The organism is Rhodococcus sp. CX (genome assembly GCF_015865005.1).
In the GTDB taxonomy this organism is placed as follows: domain Bacteria; phylum Actinomycetota; class Actinomycetes; order Mycobacteriales; family Mycobacteriaceae; genus Rhodococcus.
In genome coordinates this window covers 1-13,982 of record NZ_JADZGH010000233.1, presented here as the reverse complement: position 1 = coordinate 13,982, position 13,982 = coordinate 1, and the positions used below count along the sequence as shown (strand labels likewise).

The window sequence follows — 13,982 nt, the reverse complement described above, 5'->3', positions numbered from 1 at the left end:
CGCGCGCATCCTGCAGGTGTTCACCGAGGCGTACGCCGACGTGGAACGCGAATTCGAGCAGGTCTTCGCGAAGCTGTTCCCCGGCGGTGAGGGCCGGCTGGTGCTCACCGACCCGTCGGACATGCTCACCACCGGTATCGAGGTCGAGGCGCGGCCACCGGGCAAGAAGGTCAAGCGCCTGTCGCTGCTGTCCGGTGGCGAGAAGTCCCTGACGGCGGTCGCGATGCTCGTGGCGATCTTCCGCGCCCGGCCGTCCCCGTTCTACGTCATGGACGAGGTGGAGGCCGCCCTCGACGACACGAACCTGCGTCGTCTGATCGGCCTGTTCGAACAGTTGCGGGAGAAGTCGCAGCTGATCGTGATCACGCACCAGAAGCCCACCATGGAGATCGCCGACGCGCTGTACGGCGTGAGCATGCGCGGCGACGGCATCACCCGGGTGATCTCACAGCGGCTGCGAGGTCGGGATGTCGGTGGTCAGGATGTGGGTGGTCAGGACGTGAACGGCACCGACACGGACGTCGCCGAGGAGCACGCCACGGGCGGTGATCTCGTTCCCCGCGCCTGAATCCCGCGGTCGGGCCTGACAGTATGGGTGCGTGAGTACCGCAGCCTGGATAATCATCGCGGCCGTCTTGGCGGTCGTCCTCGTCGCACTCGTCGTCGGTCTGACGCTGTACCGCCGGCGGCAGGTGTCGCTGACCTCGACGCCGACCAAGGAGATCGAGGCCGAACCCAAGGATCGATCCGGTGGGTACAAGGCCCAGAGCGGGTTCTCCTTCAGCCAGGGTTCGACCGCGACGGCGCCGAAACCCGTCGAACGGCCGGCGCCCGCACCGCGGCCGGAACCTCCGACGGTCAAGCTGCCGCAGGAGGTCACCGAGGCGCCGCCCGCTCCCAAGCCGGTCCCGGCGCCCACGCCTGCGCCTGCGCCGGAAGAGGTCGCGGAGGAAGCACCCACCGAGGTAGCGCCCGCTCCCGAGGAAGCACCCGCCGAGCCCGTGACCGAGGCGCCGGTCGAGGAAGCACCGGTCGCGGAGACCGCCCCGGCCGAGACTGCCCCGGCCGAGACTGCCCCGGTCGAGACAGCGCCGACCGAGACTGCTCCGGCGGAGACCGTGCCGGAAACCGAGGTGGCCGCGCCGGAACCGGAAGTGGTCACGCCCGAGCCCGAGGTGATCGAGCCCGAGGTCGTGACCGCGCCGGAGACCGCCGCGCCGGAGACCGCCCCCGCACCCGCGATCGAGGAGATCGCTCCGACCGCCGGTCGCCTCGACCGGCTGCGCGGCCGACTGGCCCGGTCCCAGTCGGCGATGGGCAAGAGCCTGCTCGGCCTGCTCGGCGGCGGCGACCTCGACGAGGACTCGTGGGAGGAGATCGAGGACACCCTCCTCATCGCCGACCTCGGCGCCGCGACCACCACCAAGATCGTCGAGCGGCTGCGGCACGAGATGGCCGCGCGCAACGTGCGCACCGAGGCCGACGCGCGCGCGGTCCTGCGTGACGTGCTCGTCGACGAACTGCACCCCGAGCTGGATCGGTCCATCCGGGCGTTGCCACACGACGATCACCCGTCCATCCTGCTGGTCGTCGGTGTCAACGGCACCGGCAAGACCACCACGACCGGCAAGCTGGCGCGCGTGCTCGTCGCCGACGGGCGCCGCGTGCTCCTCGGTGCCGCCGACACGTTCCGTGCCGCCGCCGCCGATCAGCTGCAGACCTGGGCAGAGCGCGTCGGCGCCGAGGTGGTGCGCGGCAAGGAGGCCGGTGACCCCGCGGCCGTCGCGTTCGATTCCGTCTCCCGCGGCATCGAGAACGGGGTCGACGCCGTGCTCATCGACACTGCCGGCCGGCTCCACACCAAGACCGGTCTGATGGACGAACTCGGCAAGGTGAAGCGGGTCGTCGAGAAGAAGGCCGCGGTCGACGAGGTCCTGCTCGTGCTCGACGCGACGATCGGCCAGAACGGGCTCACGCAGGCCCGCGTGTTCGCGGAGGTCGTCGACATCACCGGTGTCGTCCTGACGAAACTCGACGGGACCGCCAAGGGTGGCATCGTCTTCCAGGTCCAGCACGAACTGGGTGTGCCGGTGAAACTCGTGGGTCTCGGGGAGGGTGCCGACGACCTGGCGCCGTTCGAGCCGGGCGCCTTCGTGGACGCTCTGCTCGGCTGAGCGGGCGCCCGCTCGTCGCAGTCGACGGTGAAGGGGAAGCCGCGCGACGACACGATCCGCATCCCCGGCAGGGGTTGCGCGGAACCCGTGTCGCGCGCGGCTTTTCCCATTTTTCGGACGCTTCGGACGAAGAACGCAAACCGGGAAACAGAGAAGAAACACGAAGCGGGATCCCGTTCACTTCGTGGAAACAACACGGCGCTTCCACGGAAACATCTCGGCAGCAAGCTTTCCTCAACCACGCGCTGACCGGCGCGGTATCTAGGGAGGTTGCAAGTGGAGGAAGTGGTGAACACCGGCGACGCAGCATGGATGCTGATGGCGGCCTCGCTGGTGCTGCTGATGACACCGGGCTTGGCGTTCTTCTACGGCGGCATGTCGCGCGCCAAGTCGGTGCTGAACATGATGATGATGTCGTTCGGCGCCATGGCTGTGATCGGCGTGATCTACGTTCTGTGGGGCTGGTCGATGTCCTACGGCACCGAGAGTGTCGGCGGCATCTTCGCCAACCCGTTCGAATTCTTCGGTCTCCAGGGCGCGATCTACGACGAGGAGGGTGGATTCCTCCCCGGCCTCGGCGACTACCCGCAGATCATCGACATCGGTTTCCAGGTCACCTTCGCAATCATCACCACCGCGCTCATCTCCGGCGCTCTCGCCGAGCGCGTGAAGTTCGGAACGTGGCTCGCGTTCTCCGGCCTGTGGGTGACCTTCGCGTACTTCCCGCTCGCCCACATGGTGTGGGGTGGCGGCCTCCTGTCCGCTTCCGAGGACGGCATCGCCGCGAAGCTGTTCGGCACCGTCGACGACGGTGAAGGTGGCCTGACCGCCGCGGTCGCCCCGATCGACTTCGCCGGTGGCACCGTCGTGCACATCAACGCCGGTATGGCCGCTCTGGTTCTCGCCCTGGTCATCGGCAAGCGCGCCGGCTTCGGCACGGTCGCGATGCGTCCGCACAACCTGCCGTTCGTGATGCTCGGTGCCGCACTCCTGTGGTTCGGATGGTTCGGCTTCAACGCCGGTTCCGCGTTCGCCGCCGACGGTGTCGCCGGCCTGGCCTGGGTCAACACCACCACCGCGACCGCTTCCGCGATCCTCGGCTGGCTCCTGACCGAGCGCATCCGGGACGGTAAGGCCACCAGCCTCGGTGCCGCCTCCGGTGCTGTCGCCGGTCTCGTCGCCATCACGCCCGCGGCCGGCGCGCTGAGCCCGGTCGGCTCCATCGCCCTCGGTGTCGTCGCCGGTGTGCTGTCCGCCCTCGCGGTCGGCCTGAAGTTCAAGTTCGGCTACGACGACTCGCTCGACGTCGTCGGCGTGCACCTGGTCTCCGGCCTTTGGGGCACCATCGGTATCGGCTTCCTCGCCACCGAGACCGGCCTGTTCTACGGCGGCGACTACAAGCAGCTGGTCGTGCAGATCGTGATCGCCCTGGTCGCCGTGGTGTTCACCGCCATCGTCACCGCCGTGATCGCATTCGCGCTCAAGCCGCTCGGCTGGCGTGTGTCGCCCGAGGAAGAGGCGCGCGGTATCGACGAGGCGGAGCACGCGGAATCCGCATACGACTTCGTCTCGGCGCTCCGGTGAGATAAGAAGACGAAGTAGCGGCACGGCAGAGACTTGGGAAGGAAGAGGAAATGAAGCTGATCACGGCAATTGTCAAACCGTTCACCCTCGAAGACGTGAAGGCGGGTCTCGAGCAGGCGGGCGTGCTTGGCATGACCGTCAGCGAGGTCCAGGGGTACGGACGCCAGAAGGGCCACACGGAGGTCTACCGCGGAGCCGAGTACTCGGTCGACTTCGTGCCCAAGGTGCGCGTCGAGGTCGTCGTCGACGACGCCGCCGTGGACAAGGTGGTCGAGACGATCGTCGAGGCCTCGCGGACCGGGAAGATCGGAGACGGAAAGGTCTGGGTCACCCCCGTCGAGTCGGTGATCCGAGTTCGCACCGGAGAACGAGGCACGGATGCACTCTGACCCCAAGGGGTCCGGAACGCGCGGCCCCGATCCCGCTGCTCGTGCAGCGGGATCGGGGCCGCCCGTGTCCTCCGGGCCGGACGCGTCCCTCGCCACCACGGGCGGTGCCGCCGCCGACCTGGCCATCGCCCGCGACCAACTGCTCGCCGGTGGTGTCCGCAACCGCCGCCTCGATTCGGCTGCGCTGCGGCACGCGCTGGTGGACCTGCACGAATTCTGGCTCACGACGAAAGGCTCCGAGGTCGGGATCGTCCCCGACTGCGGTTTCGCGATCGTCGCCGTCGGCGGGCTGGGCCGCCGCGAAATGCTGCCGTACTCCGACCTCGACCTCATCCTGTTGCACGACGACATGGAACCGGCCGTGGTGTCCGACATCGCCGACCGGCTCTGGTACCCGTTGTGGGACGCCCACATCAAACTCGACCACAGTGTCCGCACCGTCCCGCAGGCGTTGCAGGTCGCGGCGTCCGACGTGACCGCCGCCCTGGGCATGCTCGAGGCCCGGCACATCGCCGGGGACATCGAGCTGAGCAACCTGCTGATCGGCGGGGTGCGCAGGCAGTGGCGGACCGGGATCCGAGCGCGTTTCGACGAACTCATCGAACTCACCGAGACACGCTGGCAGCGCAGCGGGCAGATCGCGCACCGCGCCGAACCGGACCTCAAGAGCGGCCGAGGAGGGTTGCGGGACGTGCAGTTGCTCAATGCCCTGTCCGTCGCGCAGCTCACCGACGGCATGCCGGGGTTGGGACCGGACGTGCCCGGCGGCGGACTCGCCGCCGCGCACCGCCGGTTGCTCGACGTGCGCACCGAGTTGCATCGCGTCGCGGGACGCGCCCGCGACCAGCTCCGCGCCCAGGACGCCGACGAGATCGGTGCCGCGCTGCGCATCGGCGACCGCTTCGATCTGGCCCGGATGCTCACCGAGTCCGCGCGCACCGTCAGCTACTCCGTCGAGGTCGGGATCCGCACCGCGGGCAACGCGCTGCCGCGGCGCGGACTGTCGAGGCTGCGCCGGCTCCCGGTGCGGCGCCCCCTCGACGAGGGTGTCGTCGAACACGCGGGGGAGGTCGCGCTCGCCCGCGACGCGCATCCGCGGAAGGATCCGGGTCTGATCACGCGGGTCGCGGCCGCGGCCGCGCAGGCCGGGCTGCCGATCTCCGCCTCGACCCTGAACCGGCTCGCCGACAACGCTCCCGAGCTGCGTGAACCGTGGCCGCGGTCGGCGTTCAACGACCTGCTGGTTCTGCTCGGTTCCGGCCGGCGTGCCGTCGACGTCATCGAGTCCCTCGACCGCACCGGACTGTGGGGCCGGCTCCTGCCGGAATGGGGTGCGGTGCGAGATCTGCCCCCGCGCGACGCGGTGCACACCTGGACCGTGGACCGGCATCTGGTGGAAACGGCGGTGTACGCGGGCGGGCTCACGACCCGGGTCGCGCGACCCGACCTGCTGGTGCTCGGCGCCCTGCTGCACGACATCGGCAAGGGCCGCGGCGGCGACCACAGCGTCGTCGGCGCCGAGCTGGCGACGCAGATCGGGCGCCGGATGGGACTGTGGCCGTCGGATCTCGCGCTGCTCACCGCGATGGTGCGGCACCACCTGTTGCTGCCGCACACCGCGACGCGCCGCGACCTCGACGATCCGGCGACCGTGCAGTCCGTCGTCGACGCCATCGACGGCGACCCGGTGCTGCTGGAACTGCTGCACGCCCTCGCCGAGGCGGATTCGCTGGCCACCGGTCCGGGGGTGTGGGGTGACTGGAAGGCCTCGCTGATCCGGGAACTGGTCCGGCGCTGCCGCATGGTGATGGCGGGGGAGGAGCTGCCCACCCCCGATCCGATCGACCCGGAACTCGCGCAACTCGCCGCCGACGGCGGTGTGCACGTGGCGCTGCAGCAGGGCGAGGGCCCGCACTCGTACACGGTGTCGGTGGTGGCGCCGGACGAACCGGGACTGCTCGCCGACGCGGCCGGCGTGCTGGCGCTGCACGGCCTGCGGGTGCTGTCCGCTTCGCTCGGCAGCCACGCCGGCAGCGCCGTGAACAGCTTCGTGGTGGCACCCCGGTTCGGGACACCGCCCGAGGCCGGGTTGCTGCGGCAGGAGCTGATCCGCGCACGCGGCGGCGACCTGGATCTGCCGGCGGCGCTGGACGCGAAGGAACAGGCCGCGCGGGAAGCGCAACTGCCGGAACAGCCCGAACGGGCCGTGCCGGTCGTGTATGCGCAGGCACCGCCCCGCGTGATCTGGTTCGACGCTCCCGATCCCGGGCAGGTCATCCTCGAGCTGCGCGCCGAGGACCGTCTCGGGCTGCTCTGCCGGCTCGCCGAAGCGTTCGAGTCGGTCGGGGCCGACGTGCGGTGGGCGCGGGTCACGACCCTCGGCACCGCGGTCGTCGACGCGTTCTGCATCGACCTCACCGGAACCGACACCCGGGCCACCCGGGAGCAGCTCGAGCAGGCCGTGCTCGCGGTGGTGCCGGGCGTCGAACCGAAGAAACCCGAGGCGACCGCCTGACCGGGTAGCCGCTCGCCGCGATCGTGACGTCACGGCGGGCGGCTACCCTGGATCGCAGCACTGTCCGTCTTTCGCCAGAACCCAGGAGCGCATTCGGTGTTCGAATCCCTTTCCGACAGGTTGACCGGGGTCCTGAAGGACCTGCGCGGCAAGGGGCGCCTCTCCGATGCCGACATCGACGCCACGTGCCGCGAGATCCGTCTCGCCCTGCTCGAGGCCGACGTCGCGCTGCCCGTGGTGCGCGCGTTCATCGCGAAGATCAAGCAGCGCGCCAAGGGTGCCGAGGTGCACGGCGCGCTGAACCCGGCCCAGCAGGTCGTCAAGATCGTCAACGAGGAACTCGTCGGGATCCTCGGCGGCGAGACCCGCCGCCTGCGGCTCGCGAAGAACCCGCCGACGGTGATCATGCTCGCCGGTCTGCAGGGTGCCGGTAAGACCACGCTCGCCGGCAAGCTCGCCGCCTGGCTCAAGGGCCAGGGACACACCCCGATGCTGGTCGCGTGCGACCTGCAGCGCCCCGGTGCCGTCAGCCAGCTCCAGATCGTCGGTGAGCGCGCCGGAGTGACCGTGTTCGCGCCGCACCCGGGGACCTCGATCGGTGGTGGCGAGAACGAGCTCGGTGTGTCGGCCGCCGACCCGGTCGCCGTCGCGAAGTCCGGCATCGAGGAAGCCCGCAACAAGCAGTACGACGTGGTCATCGTCGACACCGCCGGCCGCCTCGGCATCGACGAGGAGCTGATGGCGCAGGCCGCGAACATCCGCGATGCCGTGCAGCCGGACGAGACCCTGTTCGTGCTCGACGCGATGATCGGCCAGGACGCGGTGAGCACCGCCGAGGCGTTCCGCGCCGGTGTCGGCTTCACCGGCGTCGTGCTCACCAAGCTCGACGGTGACGCCCGCGGTGGTGCGGCGCTGAGCGTGCGCGAGCTGACCGGGCAGCCGATCCTGTTCGCGTCCACCGGCGAGAAGCTCGAGGACTTCGACGTCTTCCATCCCGAGCGCATGGCCAGCCGCATCCTCGGCATGGGCGACGTGCTCACCCTCATCGAGCAGGCCGAGCAGGTCTTCGACGCCGAACAGGCCGAGAAGACCGCCTCCAAGATCGGCTCCGGGGAACTCACCCTCGAGGACTTCCTCGAGCAGATGATGGCCGTCCGCAAGATGGGCCCGATCGCGAACCTGCTGGGCATGCTGCCCGGCGCCGGCCAGATGAAGGACGCGCTCGCCAACGTCGACGAGAAGCAGCTCGACCGCATCCAGGCGATCATCCGCGGCATGACCCCGGAGGAACGCGCCGATCCGAAGATCATCAACGCGTCCCGGCGGCTGCGCATCGCGAACGGTTCGGGCGTGAAGGTCTCCGACGTCAACCAGCTCGTCGACCGCTTCTTCGAAGCCCGCAAGATGATGGCGGCGATGGCCGGTCGCATGGGCATGCCCGGCGCCCGCAAGAACCAGCGCAGCAACAAGAAGGGCAAGAAGGGCAAGAAGGGCGGTCGCGGACCGACCCCGCCGAAGATCAAGGGCGGATTCCCCGGCGGGCTCCCGGCCGGGTTCCCGGGTGCGGGCGGCGGCATGCCGGCCGGCTTCCCGGATCTGTCCAACATGCCGAAGGGTCTCGACGAACTGCCCCCGGGCCTCGAGGGCTTCGACCTGTCGAAACTGAAGCTGCCGAAGAACTAGATCCACCGAAGAACCGACGCTGCCGGATCCCACCCCGATGCCGGATTCGTCCGGGCGGGGTGGGATCTGGCAGAATGGTTCGCTGTCGTCGCATCCGGTTCCGTACCGCGCGGCGGTCACAGGTTAGAGGCAAAACCGGGCGTGCCAGAAGGGCGCGTCGTCCGAATTGCACGTGACATGCGCGTTCGCGCGCTCGAAGGGAAAACAGCAGTGGCTGTCAAGATCAAGCTCACCCGCCTCGGCAAGATCCGCAACCCCCAGTACCGCATCGTGGTCGCGGACTCGCGTACCCGCCGCAACGGCCGGGCCATCGAGACGATCGGCAAGTACCACCCGAAGGAAGAGCCCTCGCTGATCGAGGTCGACTCCGAGCGCGCGCAGTACTGGCTGGGTGTCGGCGCGCAGCCGACCGAGCCCGTCCTGAACCTCCTCAAGATCACCGGTGACTGGCAGAAGTTCAAGGGCCTGCCGGGCGCCGAGGGCACCCTGAAGAAGGCGGAGGCGAAGCCGACCAAGCTCGAGCTGTTCCAGGCCGCGCTCGCGCAGGCCGAGAACGAGCCCGCTGCCGAGGCCATCACGCCCAAGAAGAAGAAGGCCGCCAAGGACGAGGCTGCCGAGGCTCCCGCCGAGGCCGCCGACGCCGAGTCCACCGAGGCTGCCGAGTAATGAGTGCCGTTGTCGCCGATGCCGTCGAGCATCTCGTTCGTGGGATCGTCGCCAACCCCGACGACGTGCGGGTCGAGCTGATCACCGGCCGTCGGGGGCGCACCGTCGAGGTGCACGTGCACCCCGACGATCTCGGCAAGGTGATCGGTCGCGGTGGGCGCACCGCGACCGCACTGCGGACCCTCGTCACCGGCATCGGTGGTCGCGGGATCCGCGTCGACGTCGTCGACACCGACCAGTAGGCGAGCGGCAGTGGAGCTCGTCGTGGGCCGTGTGGTCAAGTCGCACGGCATCAAGGGTGAAGTGGTCGTCGAGGTTCGCACCGACGAACCCGAGGAGCGTTTCGCCGTCGGCGCCGAGCTGCGTGGCCGCAAGCCCCGCGAGCAGACCCTGCACACGTACACGGTGGAAGCCGCCCGGGAACACTCCGGGCGGCTTCTGCTGCGTCTGCGTCAGGTCGCCGACCGCAATGCCGCCGATACCCTCCGTGGCACGCTGTTCGTCGTCGACAGCTCCGAGCTGCCGCCGAGCGACGATCCCGACGAGTTCTACGACCACGAACTCGAAGGGCTCACCGTCCGGATCGTCGAGGGACGGCCCGACGGCGGCACCGAGGTCGGTACCGTCCGCGAGGTGCTGCACACCGCCGCGGGCGAACTGCTCGCGATCCGGCCGGCCGGTTCGGATCGGGGCGAGCTGTTGATCCCGTTCGTGACGGCGATCGTGCCGACCGTCTCGATCGCCACCGGCATCATCGAGATCGACCCGCCCGAGGGGCTGCTCGACCCCGACTTCGGCGAGCCCCCGGCTCGTGAAAAAGGCCAGGCTCGTGGAAAAGGCCAGGCTCGTGGAAAAGACAAGGGAGACAAGTAGTTCCGTGCGACTCGATGTCGTCACCATCTTCCCCGAGTACCTCGAGCCGTTGCGCGCGGCGCTGCTCGGCAAAGCCATCGACAAGGGCCTGATCTCCGTCGGCGTCCACAACCTGCGCGACTGGACCCACGACGTGCACAAGGCCGTCGACGACTCCCCGTACGGGGGAGGGCCCGGCATGGTGATGAAGCCGACCGTGTGGGGACCGGCGCTCGACGACGTCCTCGCGGGACCGGACGGCGAACCCGACCCCGACGTGCTGCTCGTCGTCCCCACCCCGGCCGGAGTGCCGTTCACCCAGGAAACCGCGCACCGCTGGTCCGGTGAGAAGCGGATCGTGTTCGCGTGCGGCCGTTACGAGGGCATCGACCAGCGGGTGTTCGACGACGCCGCGCGGCGCGTGCGCGTCGAAGAGGTCAGCATCGGCGACTACGTGCTCATCGGCGGGGAGGTCGCGGTCCTCGTCATGGTCGAGGCGGTCGTCCGGCTGCTGCCCGGTGTGCTCGGCAATCAGCAGTCGCACCAAGAGGATTCGTTCTCCGACGGCCTGCTCGAAGGACCGAGCTACACGCGCCCGGCGAGTTGGCGCGGTCTCGACGTGCCGCCCGTGCTGCTGTCCGGCGACCACGCCAAGGTCGCGCAGTGGCGCCGCGAACAGTCCCTGATCCGCACCCGCGAACGCCGCCCCGACCTCCTGGCGGACACGCCGGGCGAGTGAATCCGATTCCCGCTCAGCGGGTCTCGAAACTACAGGCCTCGGACAAGGGGGTCTCGGACGAGGGCCGGATCGCGCGCATCAGTGCGCCGGCTGCCCGAACGCCTCCTGGACCACCAGGGTCACCGTGTCACGCGCGTGCGCCGCGCTCGCATCGTCGGTGACATCGACCAGCGCAGTGTCCGGCAACGGTGTCCACTCCGCCAGGTCGGGATCGTCGTAGTGCACCTTCTCGCGGGCAAGGACCGCGACCACGTAACGGTGGTCGTCGCCGAAGAATCCGGTCGACAGGTGGATCCAGTTGCCGTCCACGCAGCACATCCAGCCCTGCTTTACGCCCAGCTCCGTCGCCTCGGGCAGCCCGTCGGGCAGTCCGAAACGCTGGTCGTATCCGTCGGAACCGGCTGGTTCGAAGTCGAGCAGATGGCCCACGATCGTCGCGGTGCCGCGCTCGTCCAGTCCGGAGGTGCCGCCCAGCACGGCGTCGTACCAGGTGAGCAGATCGGACGCGGTGGTGACGGTGTTCCACCAGTTCCCGTCGTACGGGGCGCTGGTGTCGGTCAGGCCGTGCCGGTGGACGACCCGATCGACGATCTCGCTACCGCCGTAGCGTGACCACAGATCGCTCGCCGCGGAATCGTCCGAACGCGAGAGCATGGCCGCGATCTCGTCGTATTCCCCCTCGCCGAGCGCGATCTCGCCGGTGCCCGCCTGGAACAGCAGGTCGTCGGCGATGAACAGCTTGACCACCGACGCCGTCTCGATCGGCTCGTCCGCGCCGGCCACCGTACGCGACCCGGTTTCGCGATCGAGCAGCGCGACCGTGACCCGCGCGCCTCGCTGGGCGTCGGCCAGGGCAGCGGCAGCGACCACCCGGTCGGTCAGGGCCTGCACCTTCATCGTGTAGGGCACCTCGGGAGCGGGCACCGGAAGGATCTCCACGGTCGGATTCGGGGCGGTGACCCCGACCATGAGAACCTCGGAATCGGAGGACACCGAGCCGCAGGCCACCGCGGTCGCTGCCGCGAACAGCAACGAGACGATCGATCGGCGTCTGCCCCGAGGCCCGGACATCAGGTGCTCCTACTCCCATTGTGCGGTGACGCCGACGTCCCCGGTATCCAGTTTTCCTCGCGCGTCGCGCGAGGATGACGCGATGAGGATAGCGGTAGGGTTCGACGTCGTGACGACTGCTCTCAAGACCGTTAACCAGCGCCTCGCCGAGGAACTCGACGTCCGGGAGAATCAGGTGGCCGCAGCGGTCGACCTGCTCGACGGCGGAGCCACGGTGCCGTTCATCGCCCGGTACCGCAAGGAAGTGACCGGAGCCCTCGACGACGCCCAGCTTCGGCAGCTCGACGAACGGTTGCGCTATCTGCGCGAACTCGACGAGCGGCGCGCAGCGATCCTCGAATCGATCGAGGGCCAGGGCAAGCTCGACGACCACCTGCGCGGACAGATCATGCTCGCCGACACCAAGGCGCGGCTCGAGGACATCTACCTGCCGTTCAAACCCAAGCGGCGCACCAAGGCGCAGATCGCGCGGGAAGCGGGGCACGAACCGGTCGCCGACGCGCTCATCGGGGATCCGACGACCGATCCCGCGCAGTACACGGCCGAACAACTCGACGGTGCCCGCGCCATCCTCGTCGAACGGTTCGCCGAGGACGCCGACCTGGTCGGGGAACTGCGCGAGGCGATGTGGTCGCGTGGCCGGCTGGTCTCGGCCGTGCGCCCGGGCAAGGAGACCGAGGGCGCGAAGTTCGCCGACTACTTCGAATTCTCCGAGCCGTTCACGGATCTGCCGTCGCATCGCATCCTCGCGGTGTTGCGCGGCGAGAAGGAAGAGGTGCTGAGTCTCACCCTCGAACCGGACAGCGACGAGCCGCAGCCGGGGGAGCGCACCTACTTCGAGGGCCGCATCGCCGCCCGGTTCGGCATCGCCGACCAGGGCCGCGCCGCCGACAAGTGGCTGCTCGACACCGTGCGCTGGGCGTGGCGCACCAAACTGCTCGTCTCCCTCGGTCTCGACACGAGGATGCGGCTGCGGCAGTCCGCCGAGCAGGACGCCGTCGACGTGTTCGCCGCGAACCTGCGCGACCTGCTGCTCGCCGCACCTGCGGGTACCCGGCCGACGATGGGCCTGGACCCCGGTTTCCGGACCGGCACGAAGGTCGCGGTCGTCGACGCCACCGGCAAGGTCGTCGACCACGCGACGATCTACCCGCACCAGCCGCACAACAAGTGGGATCAGGCGCTCGCGACGCTCGCGGGTCTGGTCGCGAAGCACGGCGTCGAACTCGTCGCGATCGGCAACGGGACCGCGTCCCGCGAGACGGACGCCCTCGCCACCGAGCTGATCGCGAAGTCCGGTGCGACGAACCTGACGAAGATCGTCGTGTCCGAGGCCGGCGCCTCCGTGTACTCGGCGTCCGCCTACGCCTCGCAGGAACTGCCCGACCTGGACGTGTCCATCCGGGGTGCGGTGTCCATCGCCCGGCGGCTGCAGGACCCGCTCGCCGAACTCGTCAAGATCGACCCGAAGTCGATCGGCGTCGGCCAGTACCAGCACGACGTGTCCGAGACCCTGCTGGCGCGTTCGCTCGGCGCGGTCGTCGAGGACGCGGTGAACGCCGTCGGTGTGGACGTGAACACCGCGTCGGTGCCGCTGCTCGCGCGTGTGTCGGGCATCTCGGGGTCCCTCGCCGAGAGCATCGTCGCGCACCGCGACCAGAACGGCCCGTTCCGCACCCGCACGGCGCTCAAGGACGTGGCGCGGCTCGGCCCGAAGGCGTTCGAGCAGTGCGCGGGCTTCCTGCGCATCCCCAACGGCGACGACCCGCTCGACAGTTCCGCGGTGCACCCCGAGGCCTACCCGGTGGTGCGGCGCATCGTCGAGCGCACCGGCAGCACCGTGCGGGAACTGATCGGCAACACCACTGCGCTGCGCGCGGTGCGGCCCACCGAGTTCGTCGACGACCGATTCGGTCTGCCGACCGTCACCGACATCATCGCCGAACTCGAGAAGCCCGGCCGCGACCCGCGGCCGGAGTTCAAGACCGCGACCTTCGCGGCCGGCATCGAGAAGGTGGCCGATCTGAAGCCCGGCATGGTGCTCGAGGGCGTGGTCACCAACGTCGCCGCGTTCGGTGCCTTCGTCGACGTCGGCGTCCACCAGGACGGCCTGGTGCACGTGTCGGCGATGTCGCGCAGCTTCGTCAAGGACCCGCACGACGTCGTCAAGTCCGGTGAGGTCGTCAAGGTCAAGGTGCTCGACGTGGACGTGCCGCGTCAGCGCATCAGCCTCACGTTGCGCCTCGACGACGAGATCCCCGCCGGCGACGGCAACGGCGGTGCGGCCCCGTCCGCGCGCGGCGGAGCCC

Annotated in this window: 12 protein-coding genes; 11 read left to right on the top strand and 1 reads right to left on the bottom strand. The window is 69.5% G+C overall.

Going from position 1 to position 13,982, the window contains the following annotated elements:
- The 10 genes from I0Q12_RS26105 to trmD all read left to right on the top strand — a co-directional run.
- The coding region (locus tag I0Q12_RS26105; protein ID WP_231611465.1) for an AAA family ATPase at positions 1–568 on the top strand (568 nt) is incomplete at its 5' end.
- Positions 569–599: 31 nt separating this feature from the next.
- Entirely contained in the window at positions 600–2,174 is a 1,575-nt protein-coding gene (gene ftsY, locus I0Q12_RS26100) for a signal recognition particle-docking protein FtsY (RefSeq protein WP_197256142.1), read from the top strand.
- Between the two features lie 276 nt (positions 2,175–2,450).
- On the top strand, positions 2,451–3,758 hold the full coding sequence (locus I0Q12_RS26095) for an ammonium transporter (RefSeq protein ID WP_197256139.1): 1,308 nt from the start codon (positions 2,451–2,453) through the stop codon (positions 3,756–3,758).
- Positions 3,759–3,808: 50 nt separating this feature from the next.
- A complete protein-coding gene (locus I0Q12_RS26090) occupies positions 3,809–4,147 on the top strand; it encodes a P-II family nitrogen regulator (RefSeq protein ID WP_068160495.1) in 339 nt (112 codons plus the stop codon).
- On the top strand, positions 4,137–6,662 hold the full coding sequence (locus tag I0Q12_RS26085; protein ID WP_197256137.1) for a [protein-PII] uridylyltransferase: 2,526 nt from the start codon (positions 4,137–4,139) through the stop codon (positions 6,660–6,662). Before I0Q12_RS26090 ends, I0Q12_RS26085 begins: the two co-directional genes overlap by 11 nt.
- Before the next feature lie 96 nt (positions 6,663–6,758).
- The gene (gene ffh, locus I0Q12_RS26080) at positions 6,759–8,345 is read left to right on the top strand and encodes a signal recognition particle protein (protein ID WP_197256135.1); all 1,587 of its coding nucleotides are present in this window, start codon (positions 6,759–6,761) and stop codon (positions 8,343–8,345) included.
- A 210-nt stretch (positions 8,346–8,555) separates the two neighbouring features.
- Positions 8,556–9,011, top strand: coding sequence for a 30S ribosomal protein S16 (gene rpsP / locus I0Q12_RS26075; protein WP_197256133.1), 456 nt, complete (start codon positions 8,556–8,558; stop codon positions 9,009–9,011).
- Positions 9,011–9,253 (top strand): RNA-binding protein, encoded by a 243-nt coding sequence (locus I0Q12_RS26070; protein WP_068160502.1) that lies wholly within the window; start codon positions 9,011–9,013, stop codon positions 9,251–9,253. Before rpsP ends, I0Q12_RS26070 begins: the two co-directional genes overlap by 1 nt.
- A gap of 10 nt (positions 9,254–9,263) precedes the next feature.
- The gene (gene rimM / locus I0Q12_RS26065; protein WP_197256131.1) at positions 9,264–9,884 is read left to right on the top strand and encodes a ribosome maturation factor RimM; all 621 of its coding nucleotides are present in this window, start codon (positions 9,264–9,266) and stop codon (positions 9,882–9,884) included.
- A gap of 4 nt (positions 9,885–9,888) precedes the next feature.
- The gene (trmD, locus tag I0Q12_RS26060) at positions 9,889–10,602 is read left to right on the top strand and encodes a tRNA (guanosine(37)-N1)-methyltransferase TrmD (RefSeq protein ID WP_197256129.1); all 714 of its coding nucleotides are present in this window, start codon (positions 9,889–9,891) and stop codon (positions 10,600–10,602) included.
- A gap of 78 nt (positions 10,603–10,680) precedes the next feature.
- Here the strand turns inward: trmD and I0Q12_RS26055 are convergent, their stop codons facing one another.
- Positions 10,681–11,673, bottom strand: a complete 993-nt coding sequence (locus I0Q12_RS26055; RefSeq protein ID WP_197256127.1) for a hypothetical protein — start codon at positions 11,671–11,673, stop codon at positions 10,681–10,683.
- A 109-nt stretch (positions 11,674–11,782) separates the two neighbouring features.
- On the opposite strand from I0Q12_RS26055, the gene I0Q12_RS26050 reads away from it, so the two are divergent.
- On the top strand, positions 11,783–13,982 hold a 2,200-nt coding region (locus tag I0Q12_RS26050), incomplete at its 3' end, for a Tex family protein (RefSeq protein ID WP_197256186.1).

Excerpts from the sequence above, each read along its gene's own strand:
- I0Q12_RS26090 (WP_068160495.1), top strand. The coding sequence starts at position 3,809 with ATGAAGCTGATCACGGCAATTGTCAAACCGTTCACCCTCGAAGACGTG.
- I0Q12_RS26085 (WP_197256137.1), top strand. The coding sequence starts at position 4,137 with ATGCACTCTGACCCCAAGGGGTCCGGAACGCGCGGCCCCGATCCCGCT.
- I0Q12_RS26070 (WP_068160502.1), top strand. The coding sequence starts at position 9,011 with ATGAGTGCCGTTGTCGCCGATGCCGTCGAGCATCTCGTTCGTGGGATC.
- I0Q12_RS26055 (WP_197256127.1), bottom strand. The coding sequence starts at position 11,673 with ATGTCCGGGCCTCGGGGCAGACGCCGATCGATCGTCTCGTTGCTGTTC.